Origin of the sequence: Falsihalocynthiibacter sp. S25ZX9 (genome assembly GCF_041205405.1) — a bacterium.
Lineage (GTDB): Bacteria > Pseudomonadota > Alphaproteobacteria > Rhodobacterales > Rhodobacteraceae > Falsihalocynthiibacter > Falsihalocynthiibacter arcticus.
The window spans coordinates 1-16,494 of record NZ_JBGFCD010000033.1; the positions used below are offsets into that span (position 1 = coordinate 1).

The 16,494-nt window shown below is 50.8% G+C and carries 15 protein-coding genes and 2 pseudogenes; 5 read left to right on the forward strand and 12 right to left on the reverse strand.

What is annotated here, in order from left to right:
- Positions 1-457 precede the first annotated feature (457 nt).
- The 3 genes and pseudogenes from AB9F29_RS20625 to AB9F29_RS20635 all read right to left on the reverse strand — a co-directional run.
- A pseudogene (locus tag AB9F29_RS20625) lies at positions 458-715 on the reverse strand (IS6 family transposase); the annotation flags it as partial.
- 85 nt (positions 716-800) lie between these two features.
- Positions 801-1,487, reverse strand: a complete 687-nt coding sequence (locus AB9F29_RS20630; RefSeq protein WP_369757075.1) for a GntR family transcriptional regulator — start codon at positions 1,485-1,487, stop codon at positions 801-803.
- Positions 1,488-1,585: 98 nt separating this feature from the next.
- Entirely contained in the window at positions 1,586-2,797 is a 1,212-nt protein-coding gene (locus AB9F29_RS20635; protein WP_369757076.1) for a 2-isopropylmalate synthase, read from the reverse strand.
- 121 nt (positions 2,798-2,918) lie between these two features.
- Here AB9F29_RS20635 and AB9F29_RS20640 point away from each other — a divergent pair, with 121 nt between their 5' ends.
- On the forward strand, positions 2,919-4,223 hold the full coding sequence (locus tag AB9F29_RS20640) for a malonyl-CoA decarboxylase domain-containing protein (RefSeq protein WP_369757077.1): 1,305 nt from the start codon (positions 2,919-2,921) through the stop codon (positions 4,221-4,223).
- A 21-nt stretch (positions 4,224-4,244) separates the two neighbouring features.
- On the opposite strand, the gene AB9F29_RS20645 is transcribed toward AB9F29_RS20640, so the two are convergent.
- Genes AB9F29_RS20645 through AB9F29_RS20665 form a run of 5 tightly spaced genes read right to left on the reverse strand, consistent with a single transcriptional unit; the run spans position 4,245 to position 8,903 of the window.
- Positions 4,245-5,114: a dioxygenase gene (locus AB9F29_RS20645; protein WP_369757078.1), complete on the reverse strand. Its 870-nt coding sequence runs from the start codon at positions 5,112-5,114 to the stop codon at positions 4,245-4,247.
- Positions 5,115-5,126: 12 nt separating this feature from the next.
- A complete protein-coding gene (locus tag AB9F29_RS20650) occupies positions 5,127-6,437 on the reverse strand; it encodes a TRAP transporter large permease (protein ID WP_369757079.1) in 1,311 nt (436 codons plus the stop codon).
- Positions 6,434-7,057 (reverse strand): TRAP transporter small permease, encoded by a 624-nt coding sequence (locus AB9F29_RS20655; RefSeq protein WP_369757080.1) that lies wholly within the window; start codon positions 7,055-7,057, stop codon positions 6,434-6,436. Before AB9F29_RS20655 ends, AB9F29_RS20650 begins: the two co-directional genes overlap by 4 nt.
- A 28-nt stretch (positions 7,058-7,085) precedes the next feature.
- Positions 7,086-8,183 (reverse strand): C4-dicarboxylate TRAP transporter substrate-binding protein, encoded by a 1,098-nt coding sequence (locus AB9F29_RS20660; RefSeq protein WP_369757081.1) that lies wholly within the window; start codon positions 8,181-8,183, stop codon positions 7,086-7,088.
- 60 nt (positions 8,184-8,243) lie between these two features.
- Complete coding sequence (locus AB9F29_RS20665) at positions 8,244-8,903, reverse strand: malonic semialdehyde reductase (RefSeq protein WP_369757082.1); 660 nt, start codon at positions 8,901-8,903, stop codon at positions 8,244-8,246.
- A 156-nt stretch (positions 8,904-9,059) separates the two neighbouring features.
- Between AB9F29_RS20665 and AB9F29_RS20670 the strand changes: the two genes are divergently transcribed.
- Positions 9,060-9,446 carry a YciI family protein gene (locus AB9F29_RS20670; RefSeq protein WP_369757083.1) on the forward strand — a complete coding sequence of 129 codons (387 nt, stop codon included), beginning with the start codon at positions 9,060-9,062 and terminating at the stop codon, positions 9,444-9,446.
- A gap of 534 nt (positions 9,447-9,980) precedes the next feature.
- Here AB9F29_RS20670 and AB9F29_RS20675 read toward each other — a convergent pair.
- On the reverse strand, positions 9,981-11,033 hold the full coding sequence (locus AB9F29_RS20675; RefSeq protein WP_369757084.1) for a hypothetical protein: 1,053 nt from the start codon (positions 11,031-11,033) through the stop codon (positions 9,981-9,983).
- A gap of 686 nt (positions 11,034-11,719) precedes the next feature.
- Between AB9F29_RS20675 and AB9F29_RS20680 the strand changes: the two genes are divergently transcribed.
- Complete coding sequence (locus tag AB9F29_RS20680) at positions 11,720-12,643, forward strand: YHYH protein (RefSeq protein ID WP_369757085.1); 924 nt, start codon at positions 11,720-11,722, stop codon at positions 12,641-12,643.
- 199 nt (positions 12,644-12,842) lie between these two features.
- Here AB9F29_RS20680 and AB9F29_RS20685 read toward each other — a convergent pair whose 3' ends face one another.
- Complete coding sequence (locus tag AB9F29_RS20685) at positions 12,843-13,094, reverse strand: hypothetical protein (protein ID WP_369757086.1); 252 nt, start codon at positions 13,092-13,094, stop codon at positions 12,843-12,845.
- On the opposite strand from AB9F29_RS20685, the gene AB9F29_RS20690 reads away from it, so the two are divergent.
- Positions 13,005-13,364, forward strand: a complete 360-nt coding sequence (locus tag AB9F29_RS20690; RefSeq protein WP_369757089.1) for a hypothetical protein — start codon at positions 13,005-13,007, stop codon at positions 13,362-13,364. The genes AB9F29_RS20685 and AB9F29_RS20690 overlap by 90 nt on opposite strands.
- 117 nt (positions 13,365-13,481) lie before the next feature.
- The gene (locus AB9F29_RS20695; protein WP_369757087.1) at positions 13,482-13,742 is read left to right on the forward strand and encodes a hypothetical protein; all 261 of its coding nucleotides are present in this window, start codon (positions 13,482-13,484) and stop codon (positions 13,740-13,742) included.
- Positions 13,743-13,806: 64 nt separating this feature from the next.
- On the opposite strand, the pseudogene AB9F29_RS20700 reads toward AB9F29_RS20695, so the two are convergent.
- Together AB9F29_RS20700 and AB9F29_RS20705 are read right to left on the reverse strand one after the other, a co-directional pair.
- Positions 13,807-14,395: pseudogene (locus AB9F29_RS20700) on the reverse strand (IS6 family transposase).
- 180 nt (positions 14,396-14,575) lie between these two features.
- Positions 14,576-16,159, reverse strand: a complete 1,584-nt coding sequence (locus AB9F29_RS20705) for an arylsulfatase (protein WP_369757088.1) — start codon at positions 16,157-16,159, stop codon at positions 14,576-14,578.
- Positions 16,160-16,494: the final 335 nt, after the last annotated feature.

Genomic DNA, 16,494 nt, shown 5'->3' on the forward strand with positions numbered 1-16,494 from the left:
CGATTTATCGCAAGGGCGCAATGGCGAAACCGGTGCGTGCGCTTCTCGATTGGCTCACAGCATTGTGCCCACCTCTATCCTATCATAGCCGCCCCTTTTGAAACACAACGGCCGACCGCTTTCTTGCCAGCCAGAGGTGAAACCAAAAGTTTCACTTGATCTTAAGTGGTTTCAAAAAGTGTAATCCGACAATTGTTGGGCAATCGGTTTGATTGATATGGGCTCAGAACTGCCGTTCGCTGCACCGTCCACTAAGGTCTGCAATGGGCCGAAAGCGCCAGCCTGCCTGATCAGTGCGAAGGATCTCAATGTCCCGCATAGCCGAATATGGTGTGCCCCCTGTTGCCTGCTCAAAGCCTTTTTAGCAATACCCAAAAGCCGCGCAAAAACCGTACAAAAGACGATTCATTACTACCCTAATACATTGATTAACCAATGTAATAAGTGTTTAGACCGGCAGTTCGTCCAAGTGCCATTGCCAGTTTGAATAAGAGCGAAGTTGTTGGACGCGCCGACGGCGGGTTTCTGAAGCGAACATAGGACCGAAACGGTTCCACCAAAGCCGAACGGTTTCGTGGCTCACGTCGATCCCTAGTTCGCGGAGTAAATCTTCCTTGTTTCGAAGTGAGAGTGGGAATCTGACGTACAACATCACCGCAAGACGGATGTTTTCAGGACTTGTTTTGAAATAGCGAAAGGGAGCGCGTTTTTTCATGGCCCAAGGCAAGTAGTTTGCCCTGCCCCGCTGAAGCCAGATTCCTCTGACACTTCCTGTCCTGAAATCGCTAGAAAAATGAGAATTAGTCAGCGTTAGTGAACAGGCCCGTCAGGAACGCACCTGTTTTGGTGTAATGGTCGCACAGGCGTTCTGTGACCAAATCCGCGTTCCGATCGATACAAGCTTCGAGGATTTTCGCGTGCTCCCCCGATACATCGCGTTTGGTGTAGTTTTGCGACCGGTTGGCGAGAAAGCGATAGCGGATGTTCAGATCATACAGCTGCCCGCACATCCGGAGTAAAATTGGCGACCCGCAATTCTCTAATAGCGCCATGTGAAACGCTCGGTGATGCGCTTCAAACACCTCTGTTGTCTCGCCCTGCGCGCGTACCATGCGATGATGCGCCAGAACGATATTTTCTTCCCAAGCGTCGTTTGCACGCTCGATACTCATCCGAAGGGCCATACTCTCAAGGGCGCACCGTAAATGCAGGATTTCCTCAAAATTCGCCTTGCTGGCGGCTGCGGTTTTGAAGCCGCGTTGGTCGATGCGTTCAACCAACTGATCCGACGTCAATAGACTGAGCGCCTCACGAATAGGAGAAGCCCCCGTATCTAACGTCTTACGCAGCGTTTCAATTTTGAGCTTGGCACCTGGTTTCAGATCACCCGCGAGGATCATTTTCCGCAGCGCAAGATAGGCGCTATGCGTCGCCGAAGGCTCAGGAGTGGTGGCCTCAACGGCAGTTGATAAAACTATTTTTTCCATAGTGCAAAATATCGATCTTTTCCCCAGTTGCAACAGAAAGTTGTCGTTTGGCCCTTTGGCCCCCAAAACCGCGATTCAATTCGGAGGCCAAACATGGTTTAGGCCTTGGATTTAGCCGCGACGATGTTTCTGAATTCTTCTTCACTTAAAAAATTACGCTTGGCGATGCCGGCTGATTTAACCTCAACCAAAATATCCGCAATCATCGCGTCTTCCAACGCGGGCATTCCCAGCTCTTTCATCTTGTAGACGATTGACGCTTTGCCGCTTTTCTTACCAAGCACCACTTCACCAGATTTCCCCGTCAAAGAAGGATGCGTGCCAAACATCACAAGCGGGTCATTCATCACAAAATCGATGCCGATGCCGGATTCGCGGATGAAGTTGCCGTGACCAAGAACAGGTTTGTTCCGTGCAATTGGGACGTTCGCACGCTCAGCAATCAGCGCCCCTAATTCAGGGATTTTGTCGAGTTTGTACTTAGTGTCATAGCCGTACAAAATGTGCAGCCCCATCATTAACTCTTCAAGCGCTGCATTGCCGGTGCGCTCACCCAGACCATTTGCGCAACTATGCACAACCTCGGCCCCGGCAGACACGGCTGCGAGTTCGGTCGCGACCCCCATACCAAAGTCATTATGGGTGTGAATCTCGATCGGAAGGCCCGTCATCCCTTTCACCCAACGCACCATATATTGGATCGCTTCGGGCGTCGCACAGCCCATGGTATCAACAATGCCTATGGAATCGGGCGGGGATGTATCCATGATCGCTTTGCACAGATTACTCAGATCTTCGGGGCGGGCGCGCGTTGTGTCATAGGGAAAAAACACCGCATAGAGGCCGTTATCCTTAGCGTATTTGATGATTGGCGCGGTCTTTTTAAAGACATCTTCCCACGTCCAACCAAATTGGGTTTTCAACTTGGGATAGCCGATCGGTACCTCGATAATCACCCCGTCCGCTCCACAGGCAATCGCCATGTCGATGTCGGCCTTCATGGCGCGTGCAAAGGTGAAGATCTTGGATTTCAAGCCAAGTTGGGAAATCTGCTTGATCGCTTCAGCGTCTTGCGGCGACACCGCAGGCATCCCCGCTTCGATCCGGTCCACGCCCAATTCATCCAGTTTGGACGCTATCGCAATTTTGTCGTCAATCGAGAAGACAACACCTGGTGTTTGCTCCCCGTCGCGCAGTGTCGCGTCGTGGATTTGTACAGTCTCTGGAAGGTCCATTTTACTCCGTACTTCGGGGATAAAATTGTAAGGGCTGACCCACCATTTACCGTCTTCGAAATAGTTCTCGCGCATTATGGCTCCTGTCGTTAATTGGTTTTTTTACGTTCCAAACAAAAATATCGATTATTTTGCAATAAATCAATTATATAAATTTCATATTGCAATTATTCCAAAAAAATCGATATTATTGCGAATGGCTAACACATCTATTAATGACTTCTTGGGTGCCGTAGCGCTGCGCGGCATATCCTTGCTAAAAGCTTCCGAGCGCAATCAAAAGCCGGATGCAAACACTATCGTCGAGTTGTGTAAGCGATTGCTTTCCAGCCGTGGCAACGCATCAGGTCTTGCGCTGTCATTTCAATTTTGGGAATTGTATGAAAAACTAGATGCCCCCGCAAAAGAGGCTCTATTTATAGCCATCAGCGCAGAGTTTTCAGCAAACTTGGAAGACGTGGCCACAGTCGCGACTCAGTATATTGAAACGCAGTCGCCCGAAGTTCTTAAGGTTCTCTCAGCGGTCGCCGCGCCAAAATATGCTGAACTCATCAGTCGCCTTAACCAAACGCCCGCCTCAACCCTTAAAATTGTCCACATGCGATCGGACCTGCTCAGATTTTTGCGTCAGAACCCGTCGCTCAAGCCATTGGACGAGGTGTTTTCTCAGGTTCTGACATCCTGGTTTAACCGTGGCTTCCTCACCTTGCAGGAGATCAACTGGCACTCTCCAGCGATCCTTCTTGAGAACGTCAAAAAATACGAGGCAGTTCACGGCATTGAAAACTGGAATGATCTTGCCCGTCGGATTCAACCTGCAGATCGCCTTATTTACGGCTTCTTTCACCACAATCTGCAAGACGAACCCCTGATTTTTGTCGAAGTTGCCCTCACAACAAAAATCCCCGATGCCATCGCTCCGATCTTAGAGGACGACCGCAAAATTATTGACCCGAATACCGCGACGACTGCGGCTTTCTACTCAATTTCCAACTGTCAGGAAGGTCTGCGGGGCATTCCCCTTGGGAACTTCCTCATCAAGCAGGTCGTTGAAGACCTCAAGAAACGGCACCCGCAACTCAAAGAGTTTGTCACCCTCTCTCCCATTGTGAGATTCGGAAAATGGATGCGCGACGATCCTGAACTAGCAAAACCCCTACCAACGACAAAAGAAGAAATCGACGCGATGTCCCCAGAGGCCAGCAAGTCCCTGCTCGCGGATGCCGCGTGGTTCCTCGCGTCCGAAAAAGCCGCTGATGGGAAACCACGGGACCCTGTCTGTCGGTTCCACATTGGCAATGGCGCACGTCTTGAGCGGCTAAATTGGGCTGCGCATTTTACGGGCACAGGACCAGCCAACTCTTTTGCCATCATGGCGAATTACAAATACATCATCGACGATATTGAGAAGAACCACGAAGCCTTCCAAACTGCTGGGACCGTCGCAGTTGCGCCGCCCATCAAGAAACAGGCGGCGCAATCACAATTCAATAAACCCTAGAGGTGAGAACCTGTTCGCGTGCTATTCGGGCACGAGAACAAAATCAAAGTCGACCTTGAAGTACGGCACGGTCACGTTGGTGCCGACTTCCAAGTCCCTAGGCAGAAGGCTGGTATCGGTCTGTTCGATATATTCCATAATCAAGTCTTCGCGCACGCCAAACACCGCATCGCGATCTAGATAAATATCATCACTTGGGAACACCTCGGTCACAAGGGAACGGTAGCCGTCCGCCACGATAATAAAGTGAAGATGCGAAGGCCGCCAAGCATCCCGTCCGGTCGCCCGCAAAAGATCACCAACAGGGCCATCATCGGGGATTTTATAAGGTGCAGGACGCACTGTTGTCAGCGCATACCGTCCATCGGCCCCAACCTTCATAGCGCAGCGCAGGTTATATTCGGGCTGGCTCTTATCTTGGCCGGAATAAAGACCATTATCCGCCGTCTGCCACAGTTCAAGCACCGCGCCTTCTATCGGCGTTCCGTCAGGCGTTCTGATCTTGCCTTCAACAACAACGGTTGCGCCATCGTTGTCCTTTTTAAGGTCGCCGCCAACGGGCACGTCTGGCGCCCCCAAGATGTGGAACGGGCCAAGCACGCTCGACGAGGTACCTTCATGCTGCGATCCTATCATATCCACCAAGGACGACAGGCCCGTCGCGTCGGAAATCAGTACAAATTCGTTGCGCTCATTGTCCGAAATTTTACCAGCATCCATCAGGAACTGAAGGCCGCGTGTCCACTCTTTGTGGGTCAGTTTGGTTTCCTTGGCAAATGCGTGCAGGTGTTCGACCATTTTAGTTAAAACGAACATAGTGCGCGGGTCGGTGTCCTTGGCGCAGTAGTCCACAAAGGCTTGAGTAATGGTATCGATTGAGACGTCCTTCATGGGAGATCCTTCTTAGTGTAGAATTAAAGTGGAGAGGATGGGGAACTTGATCAATAAGATAAGGACCAACAACATGATGAATGCGAAGGGCAACGCGCCCATAAACACATCCTTGAGCGTGACTTCATCAGAGTCGAGCGTGCTTTTAATCACAAAACACGAGATCCCAAGTGGTGGCGTCAGTAGGCCAATTTCGGCCCCAATAACCGTGACAATCCCAAACCAAACAAGGCTGAGGCCCATGCCTTCGATCAGGGTGATAAACAACGGCACCACAATCAGAATGATTGAAGATGTATCCAGCAGGGTCCCGAGGACCAGCATAAGGAGCACATAGATGAGCATGATCTGAAAGAACGACATATCCATCGTGCGCAGAACTTCTTCGAGTTGATTTGGAAGGCCGGCATAGCCCAACATCCGGCTATAGAATGACGCCATGGTGATGAGGAACAAAATCGCCGCTGTAATATGGCCCGTTTCGACCAAGACCTGCCAAAGGGCCGTCCGCGTCAGGGAGCGTCGCACAGCTGCGATGATTGCCGCAAGAAGCGCACCTGCGGCCCCCGCCTCAACAGGCGTAAGCCAACCGGTATAGATCCCGCCAAGCACCACAAGGATCAGGCCGCCAACGGGCCATGACTTGTCAAACATTTCGCGGCCAGACATCGCGGGGGTTTCAACGGATTGAATTTCTGTGCCAATGAACGAGGGCCAGAATTTTGCCATCAGGAAAATAGCAATCACATAGGCAACGGTCAGAATGATGCCTGGAATGATGCCTGCAAGAAACATCTCTCCGACCGATTGCTCAGCAACAAATGAGTAAATGATGAGCATGGCACTTGGCGGAATAATCATCCCCAAAACGGACGAGCCCGCCACAACGCCAACAGCGAACCGCGGATTGTATTTAAGGCGCAGCATCTCAGGGACAGAAATCTTAGTAAAGACCGAGGCGGAGGCGATAGACGACCCCGTAATCGCCGCAAACACGGCGTTTGCCCCGACGGTCGCCATCCCAATGCCACCCGATACACGGCGGAAAACGGCATTCATTACAATGTAGATGTCGCGCCCCAATCCCGCCTTGGAGACAAGCAACCCCATCACCGTAAACAGAGGAATGGTCGCGAAAGCATACTCCGTCACCCCGTCTCCCACGGCGATTTTAAGGAAATTGAACGCAAGGATCGGCTTGCCCGAGATCAGCCACACAGAGCAGAACGACACAAGGCCAAGGGCAATCGGGATATACACACCAAGATAGACAAGGACGACAATAAGGCCAACAGAGATGGCTCCAATTTCAACGGGGCTCATTTCCAGGCCTTTCCGGTTTGTGGCTTGAGGGTAAGGTCATCTCCAAGAACCGCCTTGAAGAAAAAGATTACTGCAGAGAAGAACGCGCCAAAGGCAATGGCAAGACGCGCGGGCCACCATGGGGCGGTTAAAATTCCAGGCGTTCCGAAATAATCGCAGCGGTTCATCGCAGTTTTAAGATCAGGCCAGAACGCGCCAGTGGGCTGTTGGCCGATATCGGGCGCCGAGAAGAAGTAACAACTCTCCCATGCATGCACGAATTCGGGCCAAACCGTCCACACAATCAACGCCATAAACAGACAGGAAACAGCGTCGATAAAACGGGTGAGGACCTTGCCAATTCTGGGTCGCGTTAGGGCAAGGTACATTAAAAATCCGTCCGAGCGCGTGAGACGATTTGTGCGCACAACGTCTGGAAGTTGCAAGAACACGATCAGGATGAGTGAGAAAATCGCAACCTCAACCACCCCGCGCATCGGTGCGTGAAACACACCGCGCGAAATCACATCCATGTTCATAATGATAACGAGCGCGAACAGAACAAGAGCCCCTGTAACGTTCGCCAAGATAGCAGTCGTCACGACCCAACCTTGGATTTTTCGTAGAGTCGTGACAATCATTTTTGCCGTCTTTCGTTAGAGTCTTGGTCTAGTTTGGCAATTCAGCGGCCCAGTCGCGCAACGGCACGGCTCCAGCAGCTGCAAGCTTCGCCATATATGCCCGCAACATTTCTGATCCGGGAGCACCTTCACTGTCTAACTTTGTGGCCCATTCGACCGCAATGTTTGGCATGCTGTCGGCCCAAGCTTTACGCTGCTCTTCGGTCATTTCTACGACGGTCCCACCGCCGGCGATAAAGCCCGCAACGGATTCTGCGGCTTCCCCCATTGCAACTTCTGCAAGACGGTCGCTGTATTCAATAGCCGTGTTTTGAATGACGGTTTTTACTTCCTCTGGAAGTTTTGCCCAAACGTCAGCATTGATAGTTAGTGTTTTAGAGTTCACAGCCCCAAGGTCCGCCTTGAGCATATATGGAGCAACCTCAACCATGTTGTAAGTTAGCGCCGCTTCTGGCCACAACATTGCCGCTTCGGTTACGCCCGTTTGCACCATGTTATAGAATGTGGGCAATCCGCCTTGAACGCCCGCGGCACCTTCAATGCCTTCGAGGTAGCGAAGATTGTATCCCGCGGCCGCAACCTTTTTACCTTCGAGATCGGCGACGGATGAAATTGGCGATGTCGAAAAAATTTGGTATGTGTCAAGAACAACGCCCGTCGCCAAATAGACTTGGTTTTCAGCCGCAAATTCTTTTTCAACCTGCGGGAATTCCTTGGCAATTTCGTCCACAGCCTTCGCAACAATTCTAGCGTCACTAGAGACAAACGGCGTGACCGCAGCAATGCCTTGGCTTGGCAAAGCGGAGGTGTGAAAAATCGTCGTCACGATGCCGATATCGCCAAGTCCAAGTTTGATGCCTTCGAGAACACCGCGTGGTTTCACGATTGTGCCGCCGTAAGCTTCTTGCCATTTGATCTCGTAGTTGCCAGTTTTCGCAAGCTCTTCGTTCACGCGCGGAATGAAGAAGGTCGAGAACTCTTTGACCCACATGGATTTGTCAGGATAGCCATCAATCGCAATCATGTTGATGGTTTCTGTGGCATAGGCCGCAGTCCCGAAGGGCTGCATAAATGTCGCGGCAAGGCCTGCTGCAATCATTAGTCTTCTGGTTGATTTCATAGTCATGGTCTCCTCCCAAAGTACCTAGTTTTATGTAATTACGTATTTAGTCCCCGCCTCTACGCATCATATAATTTCGCATACATCGTCGAAATCAAAGCGCGGCAACCGTTGGAACAGCGCGGTTTCATCCGCATAACCAATGTTGCATAGGAAATTTGATTTACGGGTTGTTCCGGCGAAAAATTCTTCGTCTACAATCGCGTTCGAGAAGCCGGAAATCGGGCCGACGTCCATCCCAAGGGCACGCGCAGCGATCATGAAATACGCGCCTTGGAGGGTTGAATTCCGATAGGCTGTATCTTCTGCGTGTTCAGGTTTGTTCGCGAAATGTGGCCGCCGATCTTCGTGCGGGAATAGGCGCGGCAATTCTTGCCAAAATTCTGTATCATAGCTGATAATGACGGAAACCGGCGCGCCCATTACCTTTGGAACGTTGGCGGGCTTGAGTGATTTGGCCAGCTTCTCTTTACCCTCTTGCGAGCGCACAAAGGTAAACCGCGCCGGGCTTGAGTTCATGCTGGTGGCACCCATTTTCGTAATGTCGAAAAGTCTATGCAACATGTCGTCGGTAACGGGACGGTCTGTCCAAGCATAATGTGACCGCGCACCAGTAAGGATCAAATCGATCGAATCCTGATCCAAAGACGAGATTCTATCTTTCAACTCGCGGTCATTTTCTTGCGCCGTCTGGCGAAGCTTATCCAAGCTGCTTTGATCGATCATTCATTTATTCCACTAAATTTCACCCAACTCTAAATCAGGCATTTCATGCGTCAACTAAAAATTATACATATTTTCCACCTTTGTCAAATAATATCGATTTTTATTGCTTTGCGAAAAAATATCGCTACGATTATGTAAACCAAGGGAGGAATGCGCATGCCAAAATGGACAGAATACAAGCAAACAGCCAAAGATCGGGGGTCCCTTGCGTTGGAACTCTACATCGTGCAGTCAACTCCAGCAATTGCACCCCCCGAGATGCTAAAGTTGCTGCCCGAGCATTTGGCCTATCAAGGAGAGATGGAGGCCCAAGGTAGTTTGGTTATGGCGGGGCCCGTGTCGGATGAAACTGGAGAAGAAATGCAAGGTTCGGGACTGATTATTTATCGCGCAGACTCACTCAAAAACGCGCGAAAAATCGCGGAACTAGACCCGATGCATGCCAAGGGCGGTCGCACCTTTACGGTCCGGCGCTGGCTTGTGAATGAGGGGAGTCTCACGATCTCGGTACAACTTTCTCATCAGAAAGTTTCCGTCGGGTAGGTTGGGCTGTGTAAAAAGAATTTCTGCAATCCACGATCCACGCATCCGACGAAGACTGTGCATAACTCGCGCACGCCTTCGAAACGACTGATGTGTATGCTCACCGAAATTGTTTTTTTCAGCGCCCAATCCGTGGATTTCCATCGCTTTTTTAAGTTATAGGGGGTCGCTGTGTGATCCCGGGGTTTTGACACCTAGTATTCTTGCACCTCACGTTCGAAACCAACCGCTCACCAAAATTAGTACCGGTCGCTACAAATTTACAAAACACCTCCTCTTTGTGCCAACGCCAACTCGAAACCACCCGCAAAGCTAAACCTTTTTCCAACCGATTTCTTATGCGAACATTGAGCCGAACCGGGCTACAAAAAAGGGACGGTGTCGTGGCTGACTAAAGTACTAGTTTCATGAAGAAAGTCGTCGCCTTTCCCAAGAGAAATAGGGAACCTATTGTCATGAGCAAAATCTAGGTGCTTACCCAGTCCCACTCAAGTTGGCAGCCTGAGATTAAAGAGATCACAGACTGCCCTTTGTTTATTCCGCAGTAATCCGGTAGTTCGCTAGGTCTGAACCGACGGTTACATCGCCCTGAAACCCACCATCGCGAACAGCATCGATGTAATCAACTTCAGTCAAACCGCCACCTTCGATCGGATAAGGCCCCTGTTGAGGCGCTCCGAGTGGGGGAATGAGATGCGTTAGCATTAAATGCTTCACACCCGTACGCTCGGATAGGCTTCCAAGGTCGGTTGCTGTGCTTTGACGGTAATAGATTGGCGGTGGAAAACCAGAACTGCCGTCAGGCCCCATAACGGGGTGGATAACTGAATGCACCAAAATATCAGCCCCTAGTGCCAATTTTTCGACCTGAGCAGAAGTGGAACTGTCGCGAGGCGGCTTAAGGGCGTCATTTCCCGCATCGCCCCCAATTACAACACTGCCGGCAGGCGTATCAACTCGATAGGAAGCGTGGCCTGGAACATGTGTGGACTTAATGGCAGAAACCTTGACGTCGCCTGACGACCACACAACTGCTGCGTCGTCTTCAGGCAAAAAGGTCATGACATTGAGTAGTTCAGCAGGGCCGCCCGCCAAACGCCGTGGGTTTTCGAGCAATCTCTGCGCCATCTCGCCAGAAGCGATCATAGAATCTCCGATAGCGGCTGCATATTTTGTGCAACTCATGGAATGGCCAGCAGGTGACGCGCTGTCGGCGCTACAAACGACATCCAGTTTTGGTCCGACAGAATTGAAATGCCAACGCAATTGCGCCATGTCTATCAACCCTTCGGAATGGTCCGAATGAACGTGCGTAAAGAAAACGGCGTTCAATTTGCCAACCGGAACACCAAGTTTGCTAAGCTGTTGCGTTGTGCCCCGCCCCGTATCGAATTGAAGCAAGATGTCGTTGCATCCTGTGTCGCTGTCACCAAACCGCACCAGCGTACCAGCACCAGCTTGACCTTTAAATACAGGTGGGCCGCCTTGTGTTCCGGTTAGGGTAACATCGAGGCATGGTGCAGCCTGTGCAATTGAGCCGATACAGATAATGGTGCCCGCCAAGGCTATCCCCAATGGTAATCTCATAGTCATCCCCCTTAAATTATCGATTTTTTTTAAATATAACGCATTTTACCGATTCTTAAAAATTCTTTTTGGGTATGAATTCTGCCAAGGGTTGGCTTCCAAGATAGAAGCATTCGTCAACTGTTGTTTCTTCGTTTGCAATACCCAGCAACAGAGCCTTATTCTTCAAAACGCAAATATTTGATTTCAAACACAAGTCTATCATTTTCAAAAATTCTATCAGGCACTCAACCTTGCTGCCCTGAATGTGCTTTGTGTGTTGCTTTAGATTGACGTCCGTAAGATCCACCAAGCATTGCGAAAGGTAAGCTCATACTTTTTCAAGTAGATTAGACAGAATTTTCCCCGTTCAACGTTAAAGTTGGAAGGCTCAAAAAACAGGAACAGAAATCAAGATGTCATTCGCAACCAAGTTTACTGTTGAAAACCTTAGGTCGATTCCGTGTGGAACCCTCGCAGAGTCGAACGTTCTGCCGATAATTGCAGATGACATGGATCCGGGTGCGTCTACTTTTTAATGACTTTGGCGACCAACAAACTCCGATGCCAAATCCTTCATGCGACGCGCGCAGAAATTCTGGTCACCAGCAGAGGGAGTTGCAAGCCCAGTAAACCCACAATCCGACGGAGGCTATCGCGAATGCCGCCGAAATAGATTCGAAACCCTTTGCAACGAAAGTCAAATAATGCAGAAATTCATATTCCATAATACAACGAAACTGAAGCTCTTAGCTTTTCTTTGCACGGTATGCACATCAGGGAGCGCAACAGCCCATGACATCACCGATGCAGTGTTAATCGACCGATCCGCCAATTGCGCGGCTTATGCAGGCAGCTATTCAGCAACAGCGACAGATGTGCAAAACGCTGCAACTTACGCGGCCTCTGTCGTGATTACCAAAGAGGGTGATACTTGCAAAATATCGTCAAATGCGGTTCCAAACCATGATTTCAACGCGACTGGCCGTTTTGCAACGCAATTCAGCGAGCAGAATCAAAACTTTAGCGTCCCAGCCTCGCCTGTAGCCGCCGACAACCCGACACCTCTTAGTTTGCGGTACGATAACGCTGTATTTTTGAACGGGGTCAAGTTGGACCTTATGGCGGCGGGTTGTTACGGCGTGGGGAATGGCAATATTGGCTGCAACGATATGGCGTCGCCCTATCGCTATGATCCTTTGGGTGCAGGTAAAAAATTTGGCGCGGACGAACACAATGCCCACACGCAACCCGACGGCACCTATCATTATCATGGAAACCCGATGGCCTTGTTCGAGCAGTCGGACGCTATCAAGGCTTCACCCGTTATAGGATTTGCCGCGGACGGTTTCCCGATTTTCGGTAGTTTTATCGCCGGCGACGGTCAGGTTCGATTGGCGACGACAAGCTATCAACTTAAGGCTGGAGAGCGGGATGGTGGCCCCGGCGACCCCTATGACGGCACATTCATTGACGACTGGGAATATGTGGATGGGTCTGGCGATTTGGACGTTTGCAATGGAATGGTGCAAGAGGGTGTCTATGGCTATGTTGTGACTGAAAGCTACCCTCATGTCATGGCCTGCTTTACAGGCAAGCCGGACCCATCATTCCAGAAACGTCGCCGCTAAAGTGCGCCAAATGGGACGCATTGCTTACCCAAGGTTGATTTGGCCCTAGTAACAAAGTGCAGCTTTTGGCTATTTGTATTGGTGGACGTGTTGTATTTCGCGCACCTCACAGGCATTTGTTTGGACGTTAATACCAAGTCGCGTATAATTTGTTTCTATTTGACCATGTCAGGGGAGACAGACAATTTCGTTTCGCACCCTAATTTTCACCATTGCCACAGTTTTTACCACTGGAACTGCGGTTGCTCAGGACGCGAGCCGCTCGATCACAAATGTCGTTGGGGATGTCTACAGATTTCAAAACAACGGTCATTTTGCACTCGTAACCGTTACAGATGACGGAGTCGTTGTCGTTGATCCCATCAACGCCGAGGCGGCAGGTTGGCTCAAAGACAATCTCAGCCAAATCACCGACAAGCCTATCACACATCTGATCTACAGCCACAGCCATGGCGACCACGCTTCTGGTGGGTCAGTCCTTGGAGCAGAAACCGTGGCGGCACAGCAAAATGCTCCTGCAACGATTGATGGAGTCGCGCCGACCTTGCGTGTTGTTGATACTCACGAATTGATCGTAGGCAGTAAGACCTTTGAACTAACCTATCTTGGAGAAGGGCACGGCGAGGATATGCTCGCCGTCATCGTGCGGCCTGAAAATGTTGATTTCATCACCGATGTTGCCGCCCCCAAACGCCTACCATTCCGCACATTGCCCAGTTAGAGCGTCGATGCTTGGATTGTACAGGTTCACAAAGTCGACACGCTGAATTTTGAGATCTTCGCCCCGGCCCACGGAAATGTTGGCGTCCGCGGCGATATTGGGGATGTGATCGTCTATATGGAAACTTTGCGCGCTGAAGTTCTACAAGGGTTGCAAGCAGGGAAATCTGTCGAAGAATTGCAAGCATCGGTTACCTTGGATGCCTATAGTGATTGGCTGGGTTATGACGACATGCGCGCACAGAATGTTCAGGGCATGGCCGAATTCTTATTTAGTTCGGGTAAGGTAAAAGTCGTCACCACGCGATTCTGTAGCCGCCCAAATATTCTTCTGGGCGGGTGGTGTCAGACTAATTCGAACTCGTCTCAACTAGGCTAGGATCCCTGCCCTTTTATGCCGCACAAAAGCCGCGCCACTCAGTAAGAGCCGCGTTGCGATTGGCTTAGAAATGAACTCTTTGCGATAGACTGCGATCCTGATTGAAGTGGTTGAAAACGGATGCGTGAACGGAAACGAATTTCTGCAAACTTCGCATTCGGCGAAAGCAGCGCATCGCTCGCTCTCGTCGTCGGAACGGCAAGTGTGAATTCTCAGCGCGATTGTTTTTCCAGCGTCCTGTTTCCTGTTTCGCCGCGTTACCAATCACCTTCATCGCGGCGCCGTATGAGCGAAGTTTGTCAGTGACTATAATCTCAGGCTGGCTGTACCGTTTCATCGCTTTCTTCATAAATTTAAGGGCTGTGCCCTCATCGCGGCGCTTGGTGACGTAACTTTCCAACACCTCACCTTCATGATCAACCGCTAGCCATAAGTAGTGACGTTCGCCGTTTACTTTCAAAACAAACCTCATCTAGGTACCACTGCCATTGAGGCCATGATCGCAATCGTTCCACTCGTTTCTTCCGTATCTCAGATGCAAACATTGGCCCAAACCTGTTCCACCAAAACCGAACTTTTTCGTGGAGTAAATCCTCTACGTTTCGAAGTGAGAGCGGAAATCGGACGTAGAGCTTTACCGCAAGGCGTATAATCTAAGGGCTCGTTTTGAAGTAAGGGAAAAGGGAGCGTTTTGTCATGGCCAACAGCTAGTTTCTGGCCCTGCCCGCCACAAGCGAATTTCCTCTGACAGTGCCTCACCGACTTTTTCTTGCCATACTCAATTCAAAAAGGCCGCCCCGGTTAAGGGCGGCCTCGGTTGTTTGCAAAATCTCTTACTTGGATCCCATCTGGGAGAAGATCTTGTCCTTTGCATCGCCGATGGTGAAGCTACCCGGTTTCTGACGTGGCGGGTATTCTTCGAACGTGGCGAGGAACTGACCCACATACTCTGCTGCGGGAAGCAGCAGGAACACGTGGTCCAGATACCAATCCCAATAGGTATTCGACGTCACATTGGCGCGCTCGTACGGATCGCGACGCAGGTTGAACAACAAGGGAATGCGCAGTTCGGTCCATGGCTCGGCCCAAGCTTGTAGGGTCTGAGGATAGCGGTGCTCAAGGAAGATCGCTTTCCAGTCGTTCACGCGCAACGCCGTCAGGTCACCATCATCAGAGAAGTAGAACACCTCTTTGCGAGGCGTATCCTCTTCCTCGCCTAGCAGATAAGGCAGAGTGTTATAGCCGTCCAAATGAACCTTGTAGTCACGACCGCCGCCAACTTCGGCAACTGTCACGCCTTCCAACAGCTTTTCCTTGATTTCTGGTTCGCCGGCCATCGCAACGAAGGTCGGCAACCAGTCCATGTGGTGCATGATTGCGTTGGAGACAGAACCCGGCTCAATCTTGTTGGGCCAACGGACCATCGCAGGCACACGCCACCCGCCTTCCCAGTTGGTGTTCTTTTCGCCACGGAACGGCGTCATGCCCGCATCAGGCCAGCTGTTCAAATGCGGGCCATTGTCGGTTGAATAAAACACAAAGGTCTCTTCCGCGATGCCAAGTTCATCGAGAAGATCGAGGAACTGACCGATATGCATGTCGTGTTCGACCATGCCGTCGGCATACTCATCCTGCCCGGACACGCCGCGCAACTCGTCTTTAACGTGCGTGCGGAAGTGCATTCGCGTTCCGGACCACCACACGAACCATGGCACGTCGGCTTCTTCCTGACGCTTGATGAAATCGAGCGCTGCAGCTACGGTTTCATCATCCACAGTTTCCATGCGCTTTTTAGTCAGCGGTCCTGTATCTTCGATTGTGCCATCGGCGGATGACTTGACAACTCCCCGTGGGCCATAGGCTTCTCTGAACGCAGGATCATCTGGGTAGTCTTCCAGCTCCGGTTCTTCTTCGGCATTCAAGTGATAGAGATTGCCAAAGAATTGGTCGAAACCATGGTTGGTTGGCAGCATATCGTCTTGATCGCCCAAGTGGTTTTTGCCAAATTGGCCGGTCGCATATCCTTGCGCCTTAAGCAAACCAGCAATCGTCGGATCCTCGATCTGCATGCCTTGTTCCGCACCGGGCATACCAACTTTGGACAGGCCCGTACGGAAAACAGATTGGCCCATGATAAAGGACGAACGCCCGGCGGTGCAGGACTGCTCAGCGTAGTAATCGGTAAAGATCATACCCTCGTTTGCAACGCGGTCGATGTTCGGGGTCCGATACCCCATCAATCCCTTGGTATAGGCGGAAATGTTGGACTGACCGATGTCGTCACCCCAGATCACAAGGATATTTGGTTTTTCGTCCTGTGCCCAAGCAGCAGAAGCAAGCGATACTGCGCAAGCTAGTACTGCTGCTCCCTGCGCGGGTCGCCAAGACGAGTAGTTTAAATGAAGTTTTTGCCACATTTTTGATGGTTCCTTTTCAAGTAAAAGACTGTTTACGACTTTAACTCTAGGCGACATTTGCTTGCCTGTCTGTTTGTTTCTGCAATTTCCATGGCATGAACTCGTCGATTTTGGCGGCAAGATGTTGTGCGGCGATGGCATTGACACATTAACTCGACGATCAGCTTTGCGACGGATAGTTGTGGTTGAATGAGCAATATATCCTACACACGCCACGGTGGTGTCATGTGTTGACGGCCCCTGTTTTGCAAGGATTTATTTGAGCTGATTTTGATCGTTGCAGGTTGCGGTCATGTGTCCGGCCTGTTGACGCGGTGCATGTGACCGCTGGCCTT

What these genes read in the sequence shown, in the direction of transcription:
- AB9F29_RS20630 (WP_369757075.1), bottom strand. Translation starts at nt 1,487, where the DNA reads ATGGAAAAAATAGTTTTATCAACTGCCGTTGAGGCCACCACTCCTGAG.
- AB9F29_RS20635 (WP_369757076.1), bottom strand. Translation starts at nt 2,797, where the DNA reads ATGCGCGAGAACTATTTCGAAGACGGTAAATGGTGGGTCAGCCCTTAC.
- AB9F29_RS20640 (WP_369757077.1), top strand. Translation starts at nt 2,919, where the DNA reads ATGGCTAACACATCTATTAATGACTTCTTGGGTGCCGTAGCGCTGCGC.
- AB9F29_RS20645 (WP_369757078.1), bottom strand. Translation starts at nt 5,114, where the DNA reads ATGAAGGACGTCTCAATCGATACCATTACTCAAGCCTTTGTGGACTAC.
- AB9F29_RS20650 (WP_369757079.1), bottom strand. Translation starts at nt 6,437, where the DNA reads ATGAGCCCCGTTGAAATTGGAGCCATCTCTGTTGGCCTTATTGTCGTC.
- AB9F29_RS20655 (WP_369757080.1), bottom strand. Translation starts at nt 7,057, where the DNA reads ATGATTGTCACGACTCTACGAAAAATCCAAGGTTGGGTCGTGACGACT.
- AB9F29_RS20660 (WP_369757081.1), bottom strand. Translation starts at nt 8,183, where the DNA reads ATGACTATGAAATCAACCAGAAGACTAATGATTGCAGCAGGCCTTGCC.
- AB9F29_RS20665 (WP_369757082.1), bottom strand. Translation starts at nt 8,903, where the DNA reads ATGATCGATCAAAGCAGCTTGGATAAGCTTCGCCAGACGGCGCAAGAA.
- AB9F29_RS20670 (WP_369757083.1), top strand. Translation starts at nt 9,060, where the DNA reads ATGCCAAAATGGACAGAATACAAGCAAACAGCCAAAGATCGGGGGTCC.
- AB9F29_RS20675 (WP_369757084.1), bottom strand. Translation starts at nt 11,033, where the DNA reads ATGAGATTACCATTGGGGATAGCCTTGGCGGGCACCATTATCTGTATC.
- AB9F29_RS20680 (WP_369757085.1), top strand. Translation starts at nt 11,720, where the DNA reads ATGCAGAAATTCATATTCCATAATACAACGAAACTGAAGCTCTTAGCT.
- AB9F29_RS20685 (WP_369757086.1), bottom strand. Translation starts at nt 13,094, where the DNA reads ATGGCTGTGGCTGTAGATCAGATGTGTGATAGGCTTGTCGGTGATTTG.
- AB9F29_RS20695 (WP_369757087.1), top strand. Translation starts at nt 13,482, where the DNA reads ATGGAAACTTTGCGCGCTGAAGTTCTACAAGGGTTGCAAGCAGGGAAA.
- AB9F29_RS20705 (WP_369757088.1), bottom strand. Translation starts at nt 16,159, where the DNA reads ATGTGGCAAAAACTTCATTTAAACTACTCGTCTTGGCGACCCGCGCAG.